Below are 24,599 nucleotides of genomic sequence, written 5' to 3'. Positions count from 1 at the left end.
GAACTGAAAATGGCAACGATCACGAGTTTACCAACATCAATCACACTCTTTATCGGTATGGCTCGCAAAGGTGACCTGGGTAACCCGACCCCGATCAGCAACTTTGCTCAGTTCGAACAGATCTTCGGCAACGATGCTGCCTATGGCGAGCTGGTGTCTCAGATCCGGCAGTTTTTCCTAAACGGCGGCGCCGAAGCGATTGTCGTGCGTATTGCAGGCGACGACGGAGACACTCCGGAGCTGGTCGACTACGCAAACGTCTTCAACTCGCCGGAGTCTGCGGTCGAACCATTCAACTTGCTGGTTTTGCCCCGTGGCTACGGGCAGACCGATGACCAGCGGCAACTGTTATGGGGCACTGCCAGCGTATTCTGTCAGCGTCGGCGAGCTTTCCTGATTGTCGATCCGCGGGAAGACTGGAAAACGGTGAACGATGTCGCAGCTGGAATCCCGGGCATGCGTATTGGGGCCGTTATCGATCATGCCGGCATCTATTGGCCGCGCATCAAGGTGGCTTCGGCCCCTTTACCCATTGACCCGGCCGGCACCATTGCGGGCATCATCTCGCGCACTGACACTCGGCGTGGCGTCTGGAAGGCGGCAGCGGGCCGGGATGCGTCTATTCTAGGGGCAACCGGCTTGGAGCATGTGATTTCGAGCGCCGAGAACGGAGTGATCAACCCCCAAGGGGTCAACGCTCTGCGGCAATTCGCCGGCGGCGCGGCGGTTTGGGGCGGGCGCACCATGGCCGGTTTTGACAGCGGGGACGAATACAAATACATCTCCGTTCGGCGTACGGCGCTCTTCATCGAGGAAAGTCTTTATCGTGGACTGGCATTCGCCAGGTACGAGCAGAATGATGGGAATTTGTGGATGGTGATACACGGGGCCGTTGGCTTGTTCATGCACAACCTTTTCCAGCAGGGTGCATTCTCGGGAACCAAGGCATCCGATGCTTATTTCGTGAGCTGTGATGCCAGCACCACATCACAGAACGACATCGATCTGGGCCGGGTCAACTTGATGGTGGGTTTCGCAGCGCAGCGCCCGGCGGAATTCGTAATCCTCAAGCTCCGGCTGGTTGCTGGGCAGAGCGCCGGCGCCCCACCAGCACTGAAGTCAGCACTCAAGCCAGCACTGAAGCCAACCCTGAGGCGCGCACGACCCTCTGCCCGACGCTTTCGCTGAATACGCTGGTGTCGCCGGTAATCAGGCTGAACCAGTTCTTTGCCCGGGTGATGCCTGTGTAGACCAGCTCTTTGGTGAGCACAGGGCTCAGGCGATCGGGCAACACCAGGCAGGTGTGATTGAACTCCGAACCCTGGGATTTATGCACTGTCATGGCGTACACGGTTTCCAGCTGCTGCAGCCGGCTGGGTGAGATCCAGCGGATCGCGCCACTGCCGTCGCTGGCGGGAAACGCAACGCGCAACACTGTTTGAGGGCTGTCACCGCTGTTTTGCGTGTTTTGAGAGCCAGCGCCCCAGGGCAGGCTGAAGGTAATGCCCACGTCGCCGTTCATCAGCCCCAGGTTGTAATCGTTGCCGGTAATCAGCACCGGGCGCCCGGCGTACCAGCCTTCGGCTCTTGGAATCAGCCCTTGCCCAAGCAAGTGATGGGCGATCAGCTCGTTCAGGCCCTCCACGCCCCAGGGCCCACGGCGCAGGGCGCACAGTACCTGAAAATCACTGAAAGCCTGCAATACCGATTTGGCCAGTTCGTCCCACTGCTCGGTTGTGCTGTTGCTGTCGAGGTTGTGATTCTGCATCAGCGATAAGTAATGGCGGTAACCCACCGGTGGCGACAGAGGCTGCCCGTTGTCATCGATTCGCCCTTCCCCGTTGTTGCTGAACGCCTGAGGGCTGCCGCTGCCCGCATGGCCGCAGATCAGCGCCTGGGTATCTTCCAGCGATGGTTTTTTGTTGCGGCCATTCAGCCATATCACATCCTCAAACTCGGCGTTACGGGCCTGCTGGAGGGTGTTTGCGTTCAAGGCGTTGGTGTTAACCGCTTCGGCCAGCTGGCGAATACCGCTGCCTTCCGCAAAGCGATAACTCTTGCGCAACATGGCCACCGCCTGATCCAGTGGCTGGCCTTCGGTGTCCTGCAAGGCTATCGGGATGTCGGTACCGGTTATGGCTTGCAGCCATTGCACTGTCGCTGGCTGATAATGCCCGTCTGGCGCGCGCTGGCATAGCTCGCCCAGCACTGCACCGGCGTCTACCGACGCCAGCTGGTCTTTATCGCCTAACAGAATCAGCTGGGCGTTGGCGGGCAGGGCATCAAATACCGACGCCATCAGATCAAGATCGACCATGGAGGCTTCGTCGATCACCAGAATATCCACCAGCAGCGGGTTGTCCCGGTTGTGGCGGAATTTGCGGGTGTCGGGGCGGCTGCCCAGCAGCCGGTGCAAGGTAGTTACTTTGGTGGGAATGTCTGCAAGAGTGACCTGTCCGGGCAACTGCGCCAGTGGCAGGCGGCTGACCGCGCCGCCAATGGATTCGTTCAGCCGTGCTGCGGCTTTGCCGGTGGGCGCGGCCAGGCGAATACGGTATTTGCGCCCCTCCCGCTCAGTGGATTCGCCGGCGACGGACTGCAGGGCTGCCAGTAAATTCACCACGGTGGTGGTCTTGCCGGTGCCCGGGCCGCCGGTAATGACGGCGAAACGATTGCGGGCTGCCAAGGCACAGGCGAGCTTTTGATAGTCCACAGGAGAGCCCACAGAATTCTGAGGTTTGAACAGTACTTCCAGAGCTTCGCTCAGTGTTACGGCAGCTGGCGAAGCCGGGTCCGCCAGAGTGGACGGCTGCGCCAGGCGCTGCAAAATGCCGGCAGCAATCTGCTGCTCATAACGCCAGAAGCGGCGCAGGTACAGACGGGTACCATTCAACACCAGCGGCGTAGTGTGTGAACCATCACTTACCGCCAAAGCATTGCCCAGAGCGGATAGGCACTCCTGAGTGGACACCCGGGCCAGGAGTTCGCCCGGTCCGGTCTGGCTGGCGTCACCGGTTGTCGGGCCTGCAAAAGAGCTGGTACCGTTAGGTTCCTCTGGTGGCAGCGAGAGAGTGCTATCCGCATCGGCCAGTAGGGTTGCCAGATCCACGCACACGTGGCCCCGGCCCACCTGATGGGACGTCAGTGCGGCGAGCAGTAAAACCAGCGGTTGCGGTGCATCACCCTGCTCTTCCGACAAGTCTTGAATCAGCCGCGCAAAGCGTACGTCCAGCGGTCGAATCCAGCCGGCTTGCTGCCAGTGATCCAGCAGCTCCAGAACCGTTTCTGTCTGATTCAGGGCAAGGCTGTTGTTACCGGGGCTACCACTACCATGGACGGGAGCAGCGGGCGCTTTTTTTTCCAGATCAAGAGCTTCGTCCAGATCAAAGGTAAACTGGTTTTCGGTATTCCGTGTTTTGCTCATGCCGCCACCTCCCCGGAGGCTGCCTTGCCGTCAAACATGGCATCCAGTTGTTCGATCAGTGCTCTGGGTGGTTTATCGGTAAACGCACCGGCCCCCGGCGCATTCACACCCCGTAAAAACAGATAGACCGCGCCGCCTATGTGCTGGTCGTAGTCGTAGTCCGGCAGGCGCGCTTTCAGCAAGCGGTGCAGGGCCAGCAGGTAGAGGATGTACTGCAGGTCGTAGCGTTTCTCCAGAATTGCCTCACCCATGGCCTGATCGGTGTAGGCGCTGTCGTTATCGCCCAGATGGTTGGATTTGTAATCCAGCACGTAATACTGCCCTTTGTGTTCAAACACCAGATCGATAAAGCCTTTCAGCATGCCGTTGAAGCGCCCGCCATCTACCTGTGGTCGGTCAGCGCCATTGAGAGTGTGTTGGGTAACCAGCCTGTCCATGGCCCGGGTGCTGACGTTGCGGCTTTCAAACCAGAATTCCAGCTCCGGGCGCAGTGTGCCAAGGCTCGCCAGGCTGGCGCTTTCGCCGCTGTCGCGGCTCAATGGCAGTGGTTGTTGAATCAGCGCAAGTATCCACTGCTCCAGAGTGTCTACCCAGTCACTCCAGCCCCGGGTACTGCAGCGGCGGATGAGCTGTTCGCGCAGCAACAGCGGGTTATCCACAATGTGTTGCAAACCATGCTGCACACACCATTCCAGCAGGTCGTGCAGAAACGTACCCGGGCCTGCGCCTTTGGGAAAATGATGCAGGCTGTGGCTGAGCGGAACGGCTATGTCGTCCTCCTCGCTGTTGTGGGCGCCCTCTTCCAGCAGGTTCTGGGTTTCTGCGTCTTCCACTTCGCCGGAGAACACAATGCCCGTGCCAGAGAGCCCGCTGTATTCCAGAGATGAGTAACTGGCAATCCACCAGTCTTCCCGAGCTTCGCGGGTAGAGATCAGTGCGGGCCCGAGCGCTGCGGGTGCTTCTTCCACATAACGCAGATCGGTAGCGGCCGGCAGCGGCTCTGCAGAGAGCTCGGTGTAGCCATTGGCGAGATTGCTCAACGCGTCACTCAGCGGCTGCTGTGCCGCAGGTTCACCACCCAGCAGATAACCCAAGCCGCTGAGGTGCCAGTATTCAATGTCGGCAACGCCCACCCAGGTGGCGAAGCGGGCGCGGGTCAGGGCCACGTAGAGTTTGCGGATGTCCTCGCCCAGCCGTTCGCTGTCTGCACGGGCAACGTCTTCCGGTGTGGGATCGAAGACGGTGATCAGCTGTGAGCTGTCATCGTGATACCGCACGAACGACTGTTTTTCACTCTGAGCGCGGAACGCGGTGCCAAAGGGCAGGAACACCAGCGGATATTCCAGGCCTTTGGATTTGTGCACGGTGATGACCTTTACCAGCCCGGCGTCGCTTTCCAGGCGCAGAGTGCGGTGTTCGTCTTCGTCGTCCGCTGCCCGCAGAATCTGGGTGTAGTGGTGTACCAGCGCGTGCTCGCCATCCAGTTGCAGGCTGTCCTGTTGCAGCAGTTCTGCAATATGCAGAATGTCGGTTAGCCGGCGTTCGCCATCAGCGCGCTGCAGCAATTGCCCGGGCACTTCGAAGTCCATCAGAAAGCTTCGCAGCATGGGCAGCACGCCCTGGCTTTGCCACTGTTGCTGGTAGCCCATAAAGCGCTCGATCTCACGCTCCAGCGCCATTTCGTCGGTCAGTAGTTGATCGAGATAGCTCCAGGGTAGCCCCAGTGTGGGGGTGGCCAGTGCCGCCCGGGCATAGGCCAACTGCCGGGGTTCGGCAAAGGCTTTGAGCCAGCATAGTACTTCCTTGGCCTCCTGGGAGGTCAGCACCGAATCCCGGTCGGACAGGTACACGCTTTTGATGCGTCTCTGGCCCAAAGCATCGCGCACTGCAGCCGCTTCGTTGCGATTGTTCACCAGAATGGCGATGTCTTTAGGTGCAACTGACTCCAGATCTTCAGCGTTGTTTTCTATGGCAAATCCTGCCAACCCCTGCTGGCCCAAAGTCAGCAAGCGCGCGATTTCGCTGGCACAGGTTTCTGCTACTTCGGTGGTCGCGGTGCCTTTGGCAAGGCTTTTGCGGTTGCCGCTGTTGTGTTCCTGATCGCTTTCCAGTGACCACAGGGTGAGGCTGGGCTGTATGTCGCCGTTCACCGACCACAGACGTTTGGTGCCGTTGGCCTCCACGCCCTGAAATGGCAGGGGTGAGGTATCGCCTTTGCCGAACAGGAAGGCCCCCTCAGGGCTGTTCTGATCGCCATGCTCGAACACCCGGTTGACTGCTTTCACCATGGGTTTGGACGAACGGAAGTTGCGGCCCAGGGTCCAGGTGCGATCGCGGGCACCGGTGCGTGCATCCAGATAGGTGTAGATATCGGCGCCGCGGAAGCCGTAGATGGCCTGTTTCGGATCGCCGATCATCAGCAGGCAGGTGTCCGGATGGTTCTCTGCAACCCGGTAAATGCGGTTGAAGATGCGGTACTGCACCGGGTCGGTGTCCTGGAATTCGTCAATCAGCGCCACCGGAAACTGGCGGCGGATGGTGGCGGCCAGTTGGTCGCCACGGGGGCCATGAAGGGCATCGTCCAGGCGCGTGAGCAGATCGTCGAAGCCCATTTCCGAGCGCTTCTGTTTTTCCGATTCCAGCCGCGCCGCAATCCAGCGGGTGGCGTGCCTGAGAATGTCAGCCTCGACGCTGGGCAGGCTTTCTGCAAAAGTGATCAGTTCTTCGATGGCATCAAAGGCTGGGTGGTGAGGCACATCGCCATCGCCTTTGAGTTTTGTGGGCAGGATGTCCGGCGTCTGGTTCTGGAAACCGGCTTTCTCCAGCCCTTCCGGGTAGAGCTCATCGGAGGCTGCCCAGTCCAAAAGCTTGTCCCAGGCGGCAATCATCGGCTTCATGCTGCCACCGTGCAGGCGTTTGCTCTTGTTGAGCTCGATAAGCATGTCGGTTACTACGGGCTTCCAGTCTGCCCAGGGACGCGCTTTCAGTGCCTGCGCCTGTTCTATCCGCCGTTGCACGGTGGCTTCAATGGCCTGCTTAACGTCGTCGGTGGCGACGTTCAAAGAATCGGCATCGCCAATCAGGTTACGCACGGCTGCACGCAGGATGTCCGGGGTTTTCCAGTGGCTCAGCACTTCGTCCATCAGTACCGGCGAGAGCGGATAGATAAAGGTGCGCCAGTAATCCCGCGCAACTTCATCCAGCAGATCACTTTGGTCGGTTTCCAGTGTGAGCCGGAACAGGCTGCCACTGTCGAACGCATGCTCAGTGAGCATACGATTACACCAGGCGTGGATGGTGGATACTGCCGCTTCGTCCATCCACTCGGCGGCCAGCAGCAGCTTTTTGCGGCAGTCTGGCCAGGTGTCGGGGTCTGGATAGCTTTCGTCCCGGAGCTTATGAATCAGCGCCGTTTCCGCCGAGGGCTGGATACTGTCAGCGGCGCTGGAAAACACCTCGGCAGCCTGAGTGAGCCGGGTGCGGATACGATCCCGCAGCTCCTTGGTGGCGGCGTCGGTAAAGGTGACTACCAGCAGATTCGGCGGCAGCATGCCTGCAGCCAGGGCGCTGCCCTCGGGCTGGCCGTTGCCAAGTACCAAGCGCACGTAAAGGATGGCAATAGTGAAGGTTTTGCCGGTGCCGGCGCTGGCCTCGATCAGGCTGCTGCCATTCAGGGGCAGTGCTAGCGGATCAAGGTTGGGGTTCGCGCCTGTCTTAGCTGTCATGGCTGTCATACCTTGCCCTCAATCTGGCCAGCGGCGGATTTGTCCTGTTCGGCTTCCCACAGAGGCACATAAAGTGCGTGCAGCAGCGCCTCAAATTCGCCGCTTTCCATGAGCGCTTCTGCACTTTCAAAGGCGCCTCGCAGGTAGCCGGTATCCCGTTCCAGCGCAGTGGTGTAAGCCTGTTGCGCGTCGCTGATGGCGCGCTCATGGTCACCGAGGAATTTCTTGCTTTGGTAGAAGCTGTAAATCCAGGCAAAACCAGCCTCACACTGCAGCGGCAAAGGGCGGGTGCTGGCCTCTATCCAGCGTGCCAGCATGGCGTTAAGATGCTTGATTGCGGTTTCCTTTGGCAGAGGCGCAAAGAAGACGTTGCGTTTTTCTTCCTTACCCAGAATCAGAGTTTCAAAAGGATGTGTTGTCAGTTGTCCGGCGAGATGAATGACCCAGTCCCGCATTAAATTGGCATAGCGGATTTTTTTGCTACTACCGCTGCCACTGAGCAGGCTGGAACCGGCGATAACCAGCCGGCAGAATTTGCCTTCGTGGTTGCGGCGCAGGTTGCCAATCAGATCCAGCACCTCCACTGACCCGATGTTGTTGGTCAGGTGATGCTCAAACGGCACCGGTTCGCTGACTAACTCGGGCCATTCGGCCAGTGCGCCCTGATAACGCTGGAACAGATCCGGCAGGCGGCCGGAGAGCTCATTGCGCAGCCGGTGCTCGGTTACACCCATGCCGAGGTCGCCACGCCTGGCCATGCGATCCAGAGTGCTTTCCAGGCGTTCGTGCAGGTCTTCTTCATCACCGGCTTTCAGCAGGCCCTGTTCAATCAGCTCGGTGTCCAGGCGCCAGCGATCGAGACCGGTCAGGTCAAAGTTTTCGTTATCCGTGTCGTCATCTTCCACGTCTTCGAAGCGCACTTGCAGGCGGCGCTGGTAGAACGTATCTACGGGCTTTTTCAGAAAGCCCGCAAGGTCATTAAGGGTGATGGGTTCCTCGGGCTGCTGATATGGCAGGGCTTCTTGCTGAAGCTGCTCTTTTTGCTGCTCCTTTTGCTCCGCAGCCTCGTTGCCATGGGCGCCGCGCCATTCGTGTTCGTAGGTGAACAGGCTGCGAGCGTGCTGGACCTGAGGGAAATAGTCGCGGCTGAACGGCTGCAGGGGGTGGCATGTGGTGAGGGCTGCAGTCAAAGTAATGTCTGGCTGCCCCTGTACACTCCAGAGGCTGTCCAGATGATCCTGCAACTGGCCCACCAGAACCGACGGTGGCCGTGGAGAATCGTCGCGGATGCTGCGCCCTACCCAGCTGATGTACAGCTGTTCCCGGGCTGATAGCATGGCTTCCAGAAACAGGTAACGGTCATCCTCCCGGCGGGATCGGTCGCCCGGCCGATAGTCCTGAGCCATCAGGTCAAAATCCACCGGCGGTCGCGAGCGCGGGTAATCACCGTCGTTCATGCCCAGCAGGCACACCTTGCGGAAAGGAATTGCCCGCATGGGCATCAGCGTGGCGAAGTTCACCTTGCCGGCCAGAAAGCGCTGGTTCAGGCCGCCTTCATCCAGGCCTTCCAGCAACACGTCCTTCACGATGTTCAGCGGCATGGGCTGTTGTTCCAGCCCCGCTGTGAGCGTGTCTTCCAACCATTGCTCCAGTTGCCGCCGGAAGCGGTTCAGCAACAACAGATCGTGGCCTTCTACCTTGTGGAAAAACTGCTCGAGCATGGCAGAGAAAAGCGCTTCCCATTGCTGGGGTGCGCGGCTTGCCTGCAGATCCTGCCACAGGGTTTCCAGACGGTACACAAACTCACCAAGGCGCCCCGCGAGGCTGGCCTGCAGGCCGCCAATTTCGCCATAGGGCTGAACGCCCGCCCAGGGCTCGTCGTCGCCCATACCGTAACCCAGCAGCATGGAACGCAGGCCAGACTGCCAGGTGTTGCGCTCTAGATCTGCAGGTAGCTCCAGGCTTTCCCGGTGTGCGCCGTGAAGCCCCCAGCGGATGTTGGCGCCCTCGACCCAGCGTCGGGCCAGGGGGATCTCTTCCTCGGCAATCTCGAAACGGTCGCGAATGCCGGGTACTTCCAAAAGGCTGATGATCTCACTCACCCCGAAACGGCTGCGGGGCAACGACATGAGCGTTTCCAGAGCAATCAATACGGGCTCGTGGTGGCGCTGGCCCTGATCGGAAATGGTGAAGGGAATATGGCGCTTGCGCCCCGGCGGATAGCGTCCAAACACCGCCTGGATATGCGGCGCGTAGACGTTGATATCCGGCACCATCACCATGATATCGCGGGGCCGCAGCGTGGCGTCAGCGTTAAACGCGGCCAGCAGCTGGTCATGCAGAATTTCCACTTCCCGCTGTGGGCTGTGGGCATCGTGGAAGGTTATGGAGCCATCAGCGGGTAAAGAGCCATCCTGGTTAAAATCCAGCTCGCGCTGTTCGTCGCGAATCTCCTGCAGCGGAGTCAGATTGTAAATGTCGTTCTGCAGCTGGTGCAGCAGGCAGGGCGCCTGTCCTGTGCCATGCTCCGAGAAGATATCGATCTTCTGGTCCGGGGTCTGGAAGCTGGCGCGGTACTCATCGGGATTATCGAATTCGTCCAGCAGGCGGATGTAATCCCTGCCCTGCTTGCCCCAGGCCGCCAGCAGCGGATTGGCGTGCTGGTGCAATTGGTCAGCATCCTCAATCTGCGACAGCGTTGGGTGGCTGGCTCCGCGCTTGCGCTCGGCTTTCAGCAGTTCGCGGTCGCTGACAATATCAGCCCAGTAATACTGTGAGGGATTGTGCACGCACAGCACCACCTGGCTGAAACGGCTCAGCACGTATAATGCTTCCAGTGCCTGTCGTGGCAGCGATGACACCCCGAACACCACAATGCGCTTGGGTAACCGGCTCGGGTGAGCTGGCGTGGTTATGCGCTGGCCTTCAGCCATAAACCGGGTGTGAATCTGCGAGCGGCTGGTGCGGGATTCAGCGCCGGTGTCTTCCACCAGCTTGCGCCACAGCATTGGCTGCCAGCGGGTGTCTTCTTCAATCGGTTTTTCGCCGTTACGGGTGCTAATCACCACATCCCGGCCCTGCTCCCAGGCGGCCAGCCAGTCGGCGCGGAAAACCTGGTACTGGTCGAACAAATCCGCCACTTTCTCGGCCAGCTGGAACGCCCGCAAATCAGGATCGCTGCCTTCCAGAAAGCGCGCTAGCGGGTTGAACACATCGTCTGTATGAACCAGTTCCGGCAGCAACCGGTAAAGCCGCCACACCAGCCGGCGTTTATCAAAGGGGGACTGTTCCGGCACCTCGCCATCGGGCAGCACAGCGCGGTAGGCCTGCCAGATAAACCGCGCCGGAAACAGGAAATCCATGCCAGCGGCGATGCCCAGCCCGCCTTCGCTGCCATCCTCCGAGCGTTTTTCCGCCAGTGCCAGCTTCAGCCACTGGGCAATACCGTTGCTTTGCACCAGAAAGGTCTCGCTCTGCAGCGGCGGCAGCGGGTTTTGCTGGCAGATAAACACCACGGCCCGGCGCAGATCTTCCAGATAGTTGGCGTGGACGGCGTGAAAACCGGGGGTGATGGTGGCATGCTCGGGCATTGTGTTCCTTATCGGATTATCGTTTCAACGGTAACCAGGTCATCGTATTAATAGTAAAGAGTACCGCAACTGGTGGCAGAATCAGACCGTAGACACCACACAGTATGATGAAAGGCAGCGACAGATTGTGTCGTTCTGAATAACCCTCAGTAGCAAGGTTTACCATTGTCGTTATGAGTATGCACCTCCGGCCCGCCGCAGCGGATCTTGAAAACCCGCTGTATTACCTGAAAAACATGGAAACGGTGGTGTCCTGGGTGGCCAATCACCACGCGGATCTGCTGCTGGAGCCGGAGCGCGCCCGCCTGCGCGATTTCTTTGAGCTGCCTCGCCCTTCCCGCGCGTTGCTGACCCGGATGGTGATGCGCAGCGGTGATCTGTTTCGGGCTGACAAGTTGAATTACCCGGAACTGGGAAGCCCGGAAGCCGACGCGTTGAATGAGCTGATTGCCGATAACTGGTTGGATGCTGCTCCGCTGTTGACGCTGGACGAACTCTTTCGCCTGTTCACCCTGGCCGAACTGCGTCCCGCCTTTGCACCCGTTCTGGCACAGGCAGGACATGCCAAAAACCTGCCCAAAGCCCGTATGCTCGAAGTACTACGGGACACCTTCGTTGATGCCCGAACACTGACAGACTGGTTCGATCAAGAGGTGGCCTCTGTAGTACGGGTCAAACAGATGACGTTGTTCGATCGTATCCGCCTGATGTTCTTCGGCAACCTGCGCCAGAGCTGGTCGGACTTCGTGCTGGTGGAGTTGGGCCACCACCGCTATGAACCGGTGGAGTTTAAACCCGAAGTACGGGCTTTTTCCCAACGCAGCGATGTGGATACCTACCTGGCAATGCACCACTGCCGTGAGTGGCTGGATGCCGGAGTGCTAGCCGCAGAAGTGTGGGCAGAGGTTCCGCATCCCTCGGATAACCCGTGGCTGACCAGCCGCCGTGATCGCCTTTTGCTGGAGCTGGGCCGACAGGCGGAGCGGCAGGGTGAACGGGAGCTGGCGTTGCAAGCGCTGGCGGCCAGTGGCCATCGGGAGGCAAGATTGAAACAGCTGCGCCTGCTGGAGCGGATGAAGCGCTTTGAAGAAGCCTGGGCTATCGCCGCGCACTGGCAAAACCACGAGCTGAGCGACGCCGAATCCCAAGGGCTGGCACGCATACTGAAGCGGTTGGCGGTAAAAGTGGGTCAGCCGGCACCTCCGGCACCCCGGGCCCCGGAGATCCATGAGTTCATACTGACCCTCCCGCAAACCGGTGGCTCTGTGGAGGCGGTGGTTCGGGATCACCTGTCCACGCCTGAAGCACCTGTGTTCTATGTGGAAAACACACTGATCAACAGCCTGTTCGGGTTGCTTTGCTGGCACACCATCTTTAAAGCCATACCCGGTGCCTTCTTTCACCCGTTTCACACCGGGCCGGCGGATTTGGTGCGGGAGGACTTTGTCAGCCGTCGGCAAGCAGCTTTCAATCTGTGTTTTGCGGCGCTGCATGATGGCCGGTACCGCCAGCAGATTCTGGATACTTATGAGGCCAAGCAGGGCATCACCAACCCCTTTGTGATCTGGCCAGCGCTTAATAAAGAGCTACTGACTCTGGCGTTGGATTGTATTCCCTCGGGGGATCTTCGTATTCTGTTTGAGCGCCTTTTACTGAATATACGCGAGCACCGAAGCGGGTTCCCCGATCTTGTGCGGTTTTACCCGGAGAACGCGGACAATAAGCCCCGTTACGAAATGATTGAAGTGAAAGGCCCCGGCGATAGGCTGCAGGATCACCAAATTCGCTGGCTGCATTTTTTCGCCCGCCAGGGCATTGCCGCCAGTGTGTGCTATCTGCGCTGGCAGGACAGCGGAGTAACAGCGTGAAGGTTGCGGTCAGAACCCTCTGCGAGTTTGCTGCCCGCGAAGGCGATCTGGACTTTCGCTATACTCCGGCGCCCAGTGCCGAAGAGGGCGTGGCCGGCCATCAGGCCATTCAGGGTAAACGTGGTTACGGATATAAAAGCGAGTATTCACTTACTGGCAAGTGCTTGGGGCTAGCGCTTTATGGCCGGGCTGATGTTTATAACCCACACTCCGGCCTGCTGGAAGAGATCAAAACCCATCGTGGGGATTTATCCCGTGTAAGACCCCATCAGCGTGCTTTGCACCGGGCGCAGTTACGAGCCTACGGCGCCCTGCTCTGCCGCCAGGAAAACCGAAAAACCCTGAAGCTGGCGCTGATTTACTTCGATTTTGGCAAAAACCGTGAAACACCGGTCACCGAAACCGCCACTGCCGATGAGCTTTGGCATGAACTGGAAGCCTTGTGCGATCGTTACCGACTCTGGGCGGAACAGGAAGCCCATCACCGGGAACAGCGTGATATTCGCCTTTCCGGCCTGCGTTTTCCGTTCCCACAGTTTCGTTCCCGCCAGCGTCAGCTTGCCGAAACTGTTTATAAGAACACGGTAAAAGGCGGCACGTTGCTGCTGGAAGCGCCGACGGGGCTGGGCAAAACCCTGGGTACCCTGTTCCCCGCACTGATGGCCATGCCTGCCGCTGGTCACGACCGGCTGACGTACCTCACCTGTCGCAACACTGCCCGCCAACTGGCGGTGGATGCCGTCGAGCGCCTGCGGGCCGCGCAGGAAGCACCACAGATCTGGCCCCTGCGCACTCTGGAACTGGTGGCCAAGGCCGATGCCTGCGAGCATCCGGACAAAGCCTGCCACGGGGATTCCTGCCCGCTTGCCAAAGGATTCTTCGATCGATTGCCGGATGCCCGCGCCGAAGCCGCTCAGGCCGGCACAACGCTCACGCAGGAAGTGCTGGCGAAGATCGCCACCGGCCACAACATCTGCCCCTATTTTCTGGGGCAGGAAATGGCCCGCTGGTGCGATCTGGTGATTGGTGATGTGAACCGGATGTTTGATCAATCGGCCTTGCTTCATGGCCTCACCCGGCAAAACAACTGGAAAACCGTGGTTCTGGTGGACGAAGCCCACAACCTTGTGGATCGGGGCCGGGGTATGTACTCGGTGCAGCTGGATCAACAACGACTGCTGAAAGTACGCAAAACCGCACCCAGGGCTTTGAAACCCCACTTGGATCGCACTGCACGCGCGTGGCAGGGCGTTGTCCGTGACCTCTCAGACAAGGGTGACGCTCCGGTGTTTCTGGACAGCCTTCCCTCAGCATTGACCGGCAGCCTGCTGGGGCTGGTTTCCGGACTCACGGATTTTCTGGCGGACAACCCGCCGGATCTGGCGCTGCAGGAAGTGCTGTTTGAATCCGTCGCCTTTATGAAGCTGGCGGATTCCTTTGGTGATCATTCCCTGTGCGAGTTCCGCCGCGAAGGCCGGGGCCGTGCCAGCCTGACCATTCAGAACCTGGTCCCGGCAGATTTCCTGCGCGACCGTTTTCAGGCGGCGGCCTCGGTGTTGCTGTTTTCTGCCACCCTTAGCCCCGGTGTCTATTACCGGGACCTGCTGGGCTTGCCGGAGGACAGCCGTTTTACCTCGTTGCCCAGCGCCTTCAGCGCCGACCAGTTGCAGGTGCATTTCACGCCAAAGATCAGCACCCGCCAGGCCCATCGCAACGCGTCGGTAACGCCTATTGCCGCGCTGATTGCGCAGCAATATCGGGAGCGCCCCGGGCACTATCTGGCATTCTTCAGCAGCTTCAAATATCTGAACGAGGTGAGCGAGGCACTGGGCAGCAATGCCCCGGATATACCCCAGCGATCCCAGCACCCCGGAATGAATCCGCAGCAGCGCCGGGAGTTTCTGGCGGGGTTCCGCGAAAAATCCGGCAGCGTGGCGTTCGCTGTTCTGGGTGGTGTGTTCAGTGAGGGAATTGACTTGCCAGGTGATCAGTTGATCGGAGCCTTTGTCGCCACTCTGGGCTTACCGCCTTTTGATGCCTGGCATGAGATTCTCAAACACCGGCTGCAGCAACGTTTTGGCGCCGGCTATGAGTACACCTATCTGATTCCAGGCTTGCAGAAAGTGGCTCAGGCCGCTGGAAGGGTGATTCGTACACCGGATGATCAGGGAGTGATCTGGCTGATAGACGACCGCTTTTTACAGCCGCAGATTCGCGGGTTGTTGCCGGGATGGTGGTTTGAAACCGAGACCGCTGACTAAAGCGGCCCCAGCTTCTAACAGGGCAGGATCAGCCGAAGTGGAAAAACGCCAGCTTGTTGCCGTCCAGGTCTTTCACGTAGGCACCGTAGAACTGGTCAGGAATACGCTGCCCCGGTTCTCCGTCGCAGGTCGCACCCAGTTCAATGGCTTTCTGGTAATAGGTATTAACCGCTTCTTTTGAGCCTGGCTGTAGCGCCAGCATATTGCCGTTACCGGGATGGTTTGGCGTGCCGTCGAACGGTGTGCAAACGGCCAGCATAGGGGATTTCATGCTTTCACCAATAAACGCAATGCGGCCCATATCCAGCAGGAGTTTCGCGCCCATGTCGCCCAGAAGGTCCGTGTAGAACTTCTTGGCTTTTTCCATATCACTGACACCAATGGTGACGTATCCGATCATGCTTATTCTCCTTTTCTGGCACAGCCAGTTATGTGGCGTTCATTTTTTGACGTTAGGTCTGAGCTATTACTCCGTTATCCCGCTGATATGCTGATGCCCAGCTTACGGCTTCGGGTAATGGCAGAGGTTTGCTGTAAAAAAAGCCCTGGCCTATATCACAGCCAAGCTCAATCAGTTTGCGTTCAACGTCCGCGCTTTCAATACCTTCAGCAACCAGCCGCCGCTTAAAGCTTTTCGAAAGGCTCACAATAGCGCTGACAATCATACTGTCGTCCGCATCATTCAGCATATCCATTACGAACGAACGGTCGATTTTGATCTCTTGCGCCGGCAGCCGGCGAAAATAATCCAGTGACGAATAACCGGTTCCGAAGTCATCCAGTGAAATATCCACGCCCAGTTCGCGACAGGCCTTGAGGTTTTGCAGAACGGTTTCGGTATCGTCCATTGCTGTGGTTTCGAGAATTTCCAGAATAAGCTTAGCGCGTATGTCTCTGGGGCAACCCTCCAGCGCACCGGATATATCGTCCCGGAACTGTTGGCTCAGGAAGTGCGACGGGCTCAGATTGATGCTCAGGGTATAAGGCAGGTCCTGTCGCGCGAATTCCACCAGCTGCTTTACTGCTTCCCGGATCACAAAGTTCCCCAGGGTGCGTGCATACTCGGTGTATTCGATATGCTCCAGAAAGTGACCGGGGCCGAGGATACCCTCTTTTGGATGATTCCAGCGTATAAGCGCTTCAAAACCGTTCACTGTGCGGTTGCGAAAGCAGATTTTGGGCTGATAGTACAATTCCATCTGCTGTTCGCGCAGGGCGCTGCCGACCTGATCCAGAACCCTGATCCGTTCTTTACGGGACGAATGTGACTGAAGATCAAATACTTTGTAGCAGTTCTTGCCGGTTTCCTTGGCGGCATACATGGCCTGATCCGCATGGCGAATCAGCAGATCGGTATCCGAGTCATCGTCCGGGTACACAGTGATGCCCATGCTGCCGGAAATCTGAAGCACGTGGTGCCGGAAGCTGATGGGCTGCCGGATGACCTCCAGAAGCCTGGCATAGACCCGTTCATCGCCCACATCACGGAGGATGGCCACAAACTCGTCACCACCCAGGCGAGCCACGATATCATGGCTGCGCACGGTGGCTTGCAGTTTGGCGGCCACGGATCTCAGAACCGCATCGCCCACCGCATGGCCGTGCTCATCGTTGATGATCTTGAAGCCGTCGAGATCAATAAAGCACACCGATACCAGGCCGTTTCTCCGGCCGGCTTCGTACAGTTCCTGTTCGAACAGTTCGGTGAGCCGGTGGCGATTGGGCAAGCCTGTCAGCGAATCGTAATTAGTTGCCAGCTCAAGATCCTTTTTATGGGTTCTTTTTTCCTCGTACAGTCGCTTGCGCTCGATCAGATTGCCGAGGGTTTGTGACAGCGGCGCCAGCTCGTCTGCAAGCTTCCGAGTGTAGCCCTCGGCCCGATTCGCGAGCCCTATCAGCCCTACATGCGTATGCCCGGAGAACACCGGAATACCAATATACGTATGAATGGGCGGATGCCCGGCAGGCAGCCCGCCGCGTCGAGGATCTGTGGCGAGATTGTTGGAGATAATAATCTCGCCGGTCACCATGGGTTTGCCGAGGATATTATCCAGCTGGTCGAAAACCATGCCCCGACGTTCCACCTCCTGGTATAGAGCCTGGGTCTCGGGGCTCCAGGCGATGTTCGTGATGGCGCCAACTCTCAGAAAAGGGGTACCGTTGTTCTCGTGCAGAACTTCTCCGATAAACCCGAACTGGCTTCCCGTCAAGGCGAGCAGATCGTTGAGCATCTGCGCAAATGCTGAGTTTTCGTTGTCGCTTGTAAGGAAAACATTCTGCGCATGATGGATGGCCCGGTTGAGGTGGGAAACCGGCACATATTCACTTTTATCAGACGCGACGTATAAACGCTCCAGCTCCTCCTCCACCATGGTGGACAGGGTGCGGAGCACATCCAGATCTTTCTCGCTGAACTGTCGTGGCTTGTCGTCAATGATGCACAAGGTGCCGACTTTGAAACCACCAGGCTCCCGCACCGGCATACCGGCGTAGAAACGGATGTGTGGATTACCCAGTACCAAAGGATTGGTGCGAAAGCGCGGATCCTCCAAGGCATTTTCCACAACCAATATCTGATCCTGCCGTATGGCATGGTCGCAGAATGCTACAGAGCGGGGCGTTTCGGTAACATCAAGCCCCTGCCGGGATTTGAACCACTGACGGTCGTGATCCAGTACGGTGAACAAAGCGGTTCTGACTTGATAGTGCTGGCGTGCGATGCGGGTAAGGCGCTCAAAACGTTCTTCAGGAGAGGTATCCAGAAGCCCCAGTCGGATGACCGCCGCAAGTCGTCTTTTTTCGGTTTCCGTGTCATTCATTCGGGGTCCTTGGTAAAGCCAGCGAACGAAATGTTAACAGATTGTGATTTGTTACTTTGTGACATTTGGTGAAGCATGAAAGGGTGAAAATGGGCCTCAGTCTTTCACGACCGCCGCATGTCAGGACCTTGAGATAAGATAATAGCAATGAATGCCACAGCGCCAGGGTGCTGTGGCATTCATTCACATAAAAGCCGGTTGCCAAAGCGTCCGGGCTTACGCTGTCAGACTGAGCGGCGTGCCGGCTTTGCAAGCCACTCGTGGCCTTTAAGCATACCGTGCCAGTACAGAGCGGGCAGTTGCTTGGCTTTCAGAAACCAGGCAATTTTTGTGGCTTTGGTGCCATCGTTTATCCAAGACGGAAAGGTGGGCTGCAACACCCCGCCATAGCCAAATTCCGCCAGCACAATACGACCGTTTTCCACGGTCAGCGGGCAGGAACCGTAACCAAGGTAGGCGGCTTTCATCGGCTGTTTACGCAGGCTTGCGATCAGGTTCTCGGCAACCACCGGCGCCATTTTGCGCACCGCGGCTGCGGTTTTTGCGTTGCCCGTCCCGCTCACATCCCCCAGACCAAAGATATTGGTGTGGCGCTTATGGCAGAGTGTGTCATCTTCCAGATCCAGCCAGCCGCCTTCGTTGGCAAGACGGGATTGTCTGATGAATTCAGGCGCTCGCTGGGGTGGCACGGCGTGCAGCATATCGAAGCCGATCTCCCGGTCCTCGGTATTGCCTTCAGCGTCTGTGCGGCGAAATGTGGCTTTTTGGGCCGGGCCGTTCACCGAGACCAGATTGCTCTGATAGTTAAGCCCGATATCGTACTTTTCGATATAGCTTTCCAGCGCCGGAACGTAAGCGGGAACGCCGAAGAGCACGGCGCCGGCGTTGTGGAACTGAATGTCCAGGTCGTTCAGAACCCCGTTCCGGAGCCAGTAATCCGATGACAGGTACATGGCCTTCTGGGGTGCCCCGGCGCATTTGATGGGCATGGGTGGCTGGCTGAACAGTGCGCGGCCTGTTTTCAGATTCTGTACAGTCTCCCAGGTGTAACGGGCCATACCTTCCTGATAGTTGGAGGTAACACCGTTCGAGCCCAGAGCCTCTTTAAGGCCGTCGATGCCGCCCCAGTTCAGTTCCAGTCCGGGAGCAAGAACCAGGGCCTGATAACCGATGGTTGAACCGTCTGCCAGAGTTACCTGGTTATTCTCCTCATCGACAGACCGAACCGATTCCCTGTACCAGGAGGCGAATCCGGGCATGACGGCAGCCATGGGTTTTGACGTTACGTCCGGCTTGAATATCCCGCCACCGACCATGGTCCAGCCAGGCTGGTAGTGGTGGGTCTGTGCCGGCTCAATAATCGCGATATCAAGGGCGCTGTCTCTTTTGTGGAGACTGGCCGCAATGGAAATGCCTCCGGCCCCGCCCCCTACGATAACCACCGTGTGTTGTTTGTTTTTGCCCTGTTCTGGGGTGTTGGTGCTCATGCCTGAAACCTCTTGTCATTATTTGAAAGTGCGGTTTTCTCTTGAGATAAGTCAAAGCGTACCAAACAATGAGTTCTATCGTTATATAAAATAGTAATATAAAAAGGTTGTTCACTCCAAGACCGATCTGAAGAGAATTTCGCCGAGTTTTAATCCGACTGAAGGTGACTTTGTCACTGAACGGAGCGGACAGTGGACCTACTCTGGACTCAAACCGACGATAAACCAACACAGGAGCACCTCATAATGGTCAAATCACTCAAGGCACTTATCGCAGCGGCCGTGGTTGCCGTTGCCCCCATCAGCGCTCAGGCAGGAGATCAGAAGATGGTTGAGGAAGTACTGGTGATTCTTTCGAGCGATTCCCCGCAAACTCAGGGTATGGCGATGGTTCTTTCCAACACCATGGCCCAGCAGGGTTCCAAGGTGAACGTACTGCTGTGTGACAAAGCGGGTGACCTTGCGTTGAAGAGCTACGAAGCACCGGCTCTGAAACCGAAAGACGTGACTCCCGGCCAGATGTTGCGTGGCCTGATGAAGCAGGGCGGCGTGGCCAACGTTTGCGCGCTGTACCTGCCCAACAGTGACTACAGCAAGAACGACCTGATTGAGGGTGTGGGTGTTGCTACTCCGCCGGAAATGGCGGGTCAGATGCTGAACCCGGCGATGCGTACCTTTACGTTCTAAGTCTCTTCTGCATATCGGCAAGGCGTAAAAAAGCCGGCCCCTTTTAACAGGGTCGGCTTTTTTAGGGGTACCTAATAAGCTGTGAGTGGCCAGCACTCTCAGGGCTTACCGGCAGGCTCGTCCAGGTCCTCGTAGCCGGTCACCATTGGCTTGATGAGGCTGGTTAGCGTATGGCCCATCGTAGCCATGTACACATGAGCGATAATGAAAACCAGCATGGCAAAGGCCGCAGCAGTATGTAGCAGTGCCACAGCTTCAAGGCTGAACGCCCCTGCCAGCATGGCAGGCCAGTCGTTGTAGAACAGGTACAGCAGGCCGCTCACCCAGATGATGGGTGAGATCACCAGTTTGAAAAACAGGTATGCCAGTCGCTGCAGCGGGTTGTGTTTGGCCTTGGTGGTTTTGCGGTAAGGGTGTTCGGCACCGGTAAACGTACCAATAAGGTAGTAATGCATCACCGCGAACAGACCATCGCGGGTGGGCACATACTGGCGCCATTCACCGGTCGTGATATGCCAGAAAATCGCAAACAGCCAGAGCACGATTAGCGACCAGGCCGCGATGGTGTGCAGTCGTGCAGCGTCACCAAAGCCCAGCAGTGAGTAACTTCCGTGAATTTCAAAGCCGGTAATCAGCAGGCTGAAAATCAGCAGGGCCTGAAACCAGTGCCAGAAGCGCTCAAAGCGTTTGTAGATCAATACTCGGCTCATGATTGCTTCCTCCCTTTGAATGCCATGCGAATCAGACCGTGGATAACCACCCCGACAAGAGTCAGCGCCACCAGCAGCCAGCCAATGCGATCCAGCCAGGGGTTGCCTCTATGCCCCGGCATGTAGATGCCACCAATACCCGCAAGGCGACTTTCTCCGGTATGGCAGGAACTACAGCGCAGGGCCTGGTCGGCGGGCGGTACCATGTGGGTAATAGGCCAGTACATTTTGGTTTCCACGAATTCGTAGTTGCCACTGAATGGCAAGCCCGACATCTCACTACCGGCTTTCAAAGCTTTGGACCAGTCGTAGTTACTCCAGAGGGCCGAGTCATCTGCGCCAAACACGTGAGTCGCAAGCAGAGTTCTGCGCTCGGTATCGAAAGGCTGTTTGCCGCGCATCAATTTGAACGGCCAGATGCGTGAAGCAGGGTCATCAGGCCCGCCTTCAAGCCGGTTGATCTCCAGCGGCTGGTCTTCAATATCGAACTGTTCATCAATCATCGTGTACTCGACGGTGCCATCAAACCACGCGTAGTAGGGAACCACATTTTCGCCGTGGCGGAAGTTGCCCTTTTCGCTCAGATAGCTGACGTGGCCCGCTTCATCGTACTCGGTGATGGGCTTGTTGTTTTCGTCGAGCTTGCCGGCGGTGGACCAGTCCCACCACATTTTGGTCGGTACGCCACCCCGGGCGAAAGCCGGTATGTGGCAGGTTTGGCACGCGAGTTTGTCCACGTGATCGTTCAACTTTTCTTTATGATGGGGCTGGCCGCCATGACAGGATTCACAGCTCGCCCGGCTCAGATCGGTGTGGCCGGGGATGTCGATGCCGAGGGTATCTTTGGCGTTTACCTGATAGCGGCTCCCGGAAACACTGTGGCCCCAGGTTGAGTGACAGTCTGAACAGCTGAAATTGCCGCCATCGGGAGACATATGCACATCTAGTGAACGCTCGGGTGAAACCAGCGAAGAATCGAGGTCACCATGTTTTACACCGTCACCACCGCCACCATAGAAGTGACAACTACCACAGTTGGCACGACCAGTGGCACCCACATTCTGGGCTATATCGGGCAGATTCGGCGGCTGAACTATCTTGCCACTGCCCTTGGGCCATTCCCGGGGCACATAGGTAGGGTCGCCGGCCAGAGTCGGGAACTTCCAGTAATCACCGGTCGTGTCGTGACACACCAGGCAATCCACCGCGGATTCTGCCTCAGGCGGCGGTTGCCTCATGTCTTTCCAGCCGTAGCCTACGTGGCAGGACGTGCAGCGGGCCTCGTTAGTGATGGCCATACCGCAGAAGCTGTTGATAACCTGACTTTTACCCAGTGTCTGGCCGGTCTCTGCATGCTTGTAGAGCCAGGTCCAGTGCGTGGTTGCCTTGATTTGACCGGCCGCCTCGGTGTGGCATTCCAGGCAGGCTTCAGTCACCTCGCTGGCGGATTCAAATGGGCCTTTCAGGGATTTGAACTTGCTGTGGTCGGCGGTGGCGGGAGCGCGCTCAACCGCCGCCATGCCAGGGGAGCCTGCAAACACCAGCAGGGCTGCCAGTAAACTCACAGCCAGATACCGGCCTGAGTTAGCCGTGATCAGCTTGGCCATGACGCCCTCCATATTATTCGCAGATTAAGGAACCGCCTATGCCCCTGCTAGTATAGCTGTTGTCAGGGCTGGTAGATTTTTTCCGGATTGAGCTTCATGGACCAGGGCAGACCATCGTTCTGCCAGCCGTTTACAATCCTCATGCCGGCTTTTTTGCCCTCTTTGGCACCGCTGCCCTGAAAGCCATGATCAATGTATTTCACGTTGCTGAAACCGTGTTCCAGAAGATAGTCGGCGCTGGGCTTTCCGCGGCTGGAGCCGGAGCGGCACATGGTGACAATCAGGGCATCCTTGCTGAGCCCTTTATCCTTAAGAGCCTGCTCAACACCGGCCGCAAAGTCCGGGTTGGTGTTCATGGCAAACCGGCCTTTGTCCGATAGAAAAGCGCTACGATCGGCGAGCTTGAACGGAATGTTTGTGTCCACAGCGTCGGTGAAACCGATAAACATGATTTCTACCGGATCTCGCACGTCAACGAACAGGATCTGATCGCCCTGCTTCTGAACCAGGTCATAGGTTTGCTGCGCGGTCAGTGACTGAGCTTCCTGCGCCGAAGCGTGAAAGCTCAGCCCGAAGGTAATGAGAAGTGTAACCAATAACAGCCTCATCGTTTTTTCTCCTGAAATCGAAATATAGTGGGGTGCAGCTTTCACCATACCCCCAAGGGGTTGGAGTCTCAATTTTTAGAATAAGCTTATAATCTATAGTTTGATCAAGATCAAACTAGCTCAAGGGGAGCTGTTACATATCCTCATCTGACCAGAGGGAGTCATTCAATTGTTGAACCGGCCCAAGCGACACTACCCGGGAGTGATAGCCGTTCTCACCACATTGCTGACCATAAGCGGATGTGCTCTGCCTCCCATGACTGACCGCACCGTGAGCTGGTCGGTGCCCACCGAGCAAACCGCAGATACCCGGCTGGGAAGCGTTATTGCTCCGCTGATAGAAACACACCCGGGCGAGAGCGGGGTATTACTGCTTGAAAACGCCTATGACGCTTTTGCTGCACGGGTATTGTTAGCCGAGGGCGCTGACGCCTCTCTGGATGTCCAGTATTACATCTGGCAATACGACATCACCGGCACAATGCTGCTTGATGTGCTTTACCGGGCGGCCGAGCGAGGGGTCCGGGTTCGCCTCCTGCTGGATGACAACGGCATCTCCGGGCTTGATGAGCTACTTGCCGCGCTGGATACTCATCCGAATATAGAGATCCGCCTGTTCAATCCGTCCATTGTGCGCAGCCCCAAATGGATTGGTTACCTGGCCAGCTTCCGACGTTTGAATCACCGCATGCACAACAAATCCTTCACCGCTGATAATCAGGCTACCATCATCGGCGGGCGCAACGTTGCTGATGAATATTTCGGAGCTGGCCGGGGGGCGTTGTTTGCCGATCTTGATGTTTTAGCCATCGGTCCAGTAGTGCATGAACTCTCTGATGATTTTGACCGCTATTGGTCAAGCGCCTCGGCTTATCCGGTGGCTATCATTTTGCCGGAAGCTGGCGAGAAAGACCTGGCACAAGTTGTGGAAACAGCCAGAGAATGCAGTGCCAGTTCTGAGGCAAACAAGTATGTCCGCGCAGTGGCTGACTCAGAGCTCCTGCAAAAACTGCTGGCGGGAAACCTGGAGTTTACCTGGGCGCCGGTTTCCATGGTTAGCGACGACCCTGCCAAGGTGCTGCATAAAAAACCGGAGAACGGGTTGTTGAGCCGGCAACTGGCAGAAGCCATGGGAAGCCCGGAGCGCTCGGTGACGTTGGTGTCGCCCTACTTCATTCCCACCAAAACCGGTGTTGAAATGTTCCGTAATCTGGAGCGTAAAGGTGTTCAGGTGCGTGTGCTGACCAACTCTCTGGAGGCCAATGACGTGGCCATGATGCATGCTGGCTACGCGAAATACCGCAAGCCTCTGCTGAAAGCCGGAGTTCAACTGTTTGAGCTGCGCAAACTGCCCGGAGGAGAGTCTGTGGAGGGCAAATTACAAAGAGGCCTGATGGGAAGTTCATCCACCAGCCTTCACGCCAAGACCTTCGCCGTGGATGGTGAAAGCCTGTTTGTCGGCTCGTTCAATTTCGATCCCCGGTCGGTCCATATCAACACGGAACTGGGTTTTGTTATTGAAAGCCCGGAGCTGACTCAGATGATGGAAGCACGGTTTCAAGAGCAAACACGGTTTACTGCCTACGAACTGGTGCTGGACGAGGATGGCCATTTGCAATGGCTGGAGCGTAACGGAGAGGAAGTGATCCGGCACGGCCACGATCCGGGAACCGGGCCGTTGCAGCGTATGCTGGTTTTTCTGTTCTCAATTTTGCCTATTGAGCCCTTGTTGTAGCCAGTCCGCGGGCTCTTGATGCGCATCAAGCGGGCACAAAAAGCGGCCGCTATACTGACTTCAGTGTTATTGTCATTG

General features: G+C 57.6%; 14 protein-coding genes. 5 read left to right on the top strand and 9 right to left on the bottom strand.

Annotation, left to right across the window (positions count from 1 at the left end; genetic code table 11):
* Positions 1 to 9: 9 nt before the first annotated feature.
* Positions 10 to 1,188 (top strand): phage tail sheath family protein, encoded by a 1,179-nt coding sequence (locus BUA49_RS02680; RefSeq protein WP_072795321.1) that lies wholly within the window; start codon positions 10 to 12, stop codon positions 1,186 to 1,188.
* Here the strand turns inward: BUA49_RS02680 and recD are convergent.
* From recD to recC, 3 genes are read right to left on the bottom strand one after another with little or no spacing between them, the layout of a single operon-like run.
* Entirely contained in the window at positions 1,127 to 3,424 is a 2,298-nt protein-coding gene (recD, locus tag BUA49_RS02675) for an exodeoxyribonuclease V subunit alpha (protein ID WP_072795319.1), read from the bottom strand. The genes BUA49_RS02680 and recD overlap by 62 nt on opposite strands.
* The gene (gene recB, locus BUA49_RS02670; protein ID WP_072797614.1) at positions 3,421 to 7,149 is read right to left on the bottom strand and encodes an exodeoxyribonuclease V subunit beta; all 3,729 of its coding nucleotides are present in this window, start codon (positions 7,147 to 7,149) and stop codon (positions 3,421 to 3,423) included. Before recB ends, recD begins: the two co-directional genes overlap by 4 nt.
* Before the next feature lie 5 nt (positions 7,150 to 7,154).
* Positions 7,155 to 10,739: an exodeoxyribonuclease V subunit gamma gene (gene recC / locus BUA49_RS02665; RefSeq protein ID WP_072795317.1), complete on the bottom strand. Its 3,585-nt coding sequence runs from the start codon at positions 10,737 to 10,739 to the stop codon at positions 7,155 to 7,157.
* A gap of 173 nt (positions 10,740 to 10,912) precedes the next feature.
* Here recC and BUA49_RS02660 point away from each other — a divergent pair, with 173 nt between their 5' ends.
* Positions 10,913 to 12,607, top strand: coding sequence for a VRR-NUC domain-containing protein (locus BUA49_RS02660; protein ID WP_072795315.1), 1,695 nt, complete (start codon positions 10,913 to 10,915; stop codon positions 12,605 to 12,607).
* Complete coding sequence (locus BUA49_RS02655) at positions 12,604 to 14,868, top strand: ATP-dependent DNA helicase (RefSeq protein ID WP_072795313.1); 2,265 nt, start codon at positions 12,604 to 12,606, stop codon at positions 14,866 to 14,868. The genes BUA49_RS02660 and BUA49_RS02655 overlap by 4 nt, the downstream gene beginning before the upstream one ends.
* Positions 14,869 to 14,896: 28 nt before the next feature.
* On the opposite strand, the gene BUA49_RS02650 is transcribed toward BUA49_RS02655, so the two are convergent.
* The 3 genes from BUA49_RS02650 to BUA49_RS02640 all read right to left on the bottom strand — a co-directional run bounded on the left by BUA49_RS02650 (position 14,897) and on the right by BUA49_RS02640 (position 19,174).
* The gene (locus tag BUA49_RS02650) at positions 14,897 to 15,268 is read right to left on the bottom strand and encodes a VOC family protein (protein WP_072795311.1); all 372 of its coding nucleotides are present in this window, start codon (positions 15,266 to 15,268) and stop codon (positions 14,897 to 14,899) included.
* A 52-nt stretch (positions 15,269 to 15,320) separates the two neighbouring features.
* Positions 15,321 to 17,687, bottom strand: coding sequence for a sensor domain-containing phosphodiesterase (locus tag BUA49_RS02645; RefSeq protein WP_072795309.1), 2,367 nt, complete (start codon positions 17,685 to 17,687; stop codon positions 15,321 to 15,323).
* 224 nt (positions 17,688 to 17,911) lie between these two features.
* Positions 17,912 to 19,174: an NAD(P)/FAD-dependent oxidoreductase gene (locus tag BUA49_RS02640; RefSeq protein ID WP_072795307.1), complete on the bottom strand. Its 1,263-nt coding sequence runs from the start codon at positions 19,172 to 19,174 to the stop codon at positions 17,912 to 17,914.
* A gap of 246 nt (positions 19,175 to 19,420) precedes the next feature.
* Between BUA49_RS02640 and BUA49_RS02635 the strand changes: the two genes are divergently transcribed.
* Positions 19,421 to 19,861 carry a hypothetical protein gene (locus BUA49_RS02635; RefSeq protein ID WP_072795305.1) on the top strand — a complete coding sequence of 147 codons (441 nt, stop codon included), beginning with the start codon at positions 19,421 to 19,423 and terminating at the stop codon, positions 19,859 to 19,861.
* A 98-nt stretch (positions 19,862 to 19,959) separates the two neighbouring features.
* Here the strand turns inward: BUA49_RS02635 and BUA49_RS02630 are convergent, their stop codons facing one another.
* The 3 genes from BUA49_RS02630 to BUA49_RS02620 all read right to left on the bottom strand — a co-directional run bounded on the left by BUA49_RS02630 (position 19,960) and on the right by BUA49_RS02620 (position 22,786).
* A complete protein-coding gene (locus BUA49_RS02630) occupies positions 19,960 to 20,571 on the bottom strand; it encodes a cytochrome b/b6 domain-containing protein (protein ID WP_072795303.1) in 612 nt (203 codons plus the stop codon).
* Complete coding sequence (locus tag BUA49_RS02625) at positions 20,568 to 22,178, bottom strand: tetrathionate reductase family octaheme c-type cytochrome (RefSeq protein WP_072795301.1); 1,611 nt, start codon at positions 22,176 to 22,178, stop codon at positions 20,568 to 20,570. The genes BUA49_RS02630 and BUA49_RS02625 overlap by 4 nt, the downstream gene beginning before the upstream one ends.
* A gap of 62 nt (positions 22,179 to 22,240) precedes the next feature.
* Entirely contained in the window at positions 22,241 to 22,786 is a 546-nt protein-coding gene (locus BUA49_RS02620) for a rhodanese-like domain-containing protein (protein ID WP_072795299.1), read from the bottom strand.
* A gap of 256 nt (positions 22,787 to 23,042) precedes the next feature.
* Here BUA49_RS02620 and BUA49_RS02615 point away from each other — a divergent pair, with 256 nt between their 5' ends.
* Entirely contained in the window at positions 23,043 to 24,521 is a 1,479-nt protein-coding gene (locus BUA49_RS02615) for a phospholipase D family protein (RefSeq protein WP_084063466.1), read from the top strand.
* Positions 24,522 to 24,599 lie beyond the last annotated feature (78 nt).

Origin of the sequence: Marinobacter antarcticus, from assembly GCF_900142385.1 — a bacterium.
GTDB classification, from domain to species: domain Bacteria; phylum Pseudomonadota; class Gammaproteobacteria; order Pseudomonadales; family Oleiphilaceae; genus Marinobacter; species Marinobacter antarcticus.
This window is presented reverse-complemented; position numbering and strand designations above follow the sequence as displayed.

Excerpts from the sequence above, each read along its gene's own strand:
- BUA49_RS02680 (WP_072795321.1), top strand. The coding sequence starts at position 10 with ATGGCAACGATCACGAGTTTACCAACATCAATCACACTCTTTATCGGT.
- BUA49_RS02630 (WP_072795303.1), bottom strand. The coding sequence starts at position 20,571 with ATGAGCCGAGTATTGATCTACAAACGCTTTGAGCGCTTCTGGCACTGG.
- BUA49_RS02620 (WP_072795299.1), bottom strand. The coding sequence starts at position 22,786 with ATGAGGCTGTTATTGGTTACACTTCTCATTACCTTCGGGCTGAGCTTT.
- BUA49_RS02645 (WP_072795309.1), bottom strand. The coding sequence starts at position 17,687 with ATGAATGACACGGAAACCGAAAAAAGACGACTTGCGGCGGTCATCCGA.
- BUA49_RS02635 (WP_072795305.1), top strand. The coding sequence starts at position 19,421 with ATGGTCAAATCACTCAAGGCACTTATCGCAGCGGCCGTGGTTGCCGTT.
- BUA49_RS02640 (WP_072795307.1), bottom strand. The coding sequence starts at position 19,174 with ATGAGCACCAACACCCCAGAACAGGGCAAAAACAAACAACACACGGTG.
- BUA49_RS02650 (WP_072795311.1), bottom strand. The coding sequence starts at position 15,268 with ATGATCGGATACGTCACCATTGGTGTCAGTGATATGGAAAAAGCCAAG.
- BUA49_RS02615 (WP_084063466.1), top strand. The coding sequence starts at position 23,043 with ATGACTGACCGCACCGTGAGCTGGTCGGTGCCCACCGAGCAAACCGCA.
- BUA49_RS02660 (WP_072795315.1), top strand. The coding sequence starts at position 10,913 with ATGAGTATGCACCTCCGGCCCGCCGCAGCGGATCTTGAAAACCCGCTG.
- recC (WP_072795317.1), bottom strand. The coding sequence starts at position 10,739 with ATGCCCGAGCATGCCACCATCACCCCCGGTTTTCACGCCGTCCACGCC.
- recB (WP_072797614.1), bottom strand. The coding sequence starts at position 7,149 with ATGACAGCTAAGACAGGCGCGAACCCCAACCTTGATCCGCTAGCACTG.
- recD (WP_072795319.1), bottom strand. The coding sequence starts at position 3,424 with ATGAGCAAAACACGGAATACCGAAAACCAGTTTACCTTTGATCTGGAC.
- BUA49_RS02625 (WP_072795301.1), bottom strand. The coding sequence starts at position 22,178 with ATGGCCAAGCTGATCACGGCTAACTCAGGCCGGTATCTGGCTGTGAGT.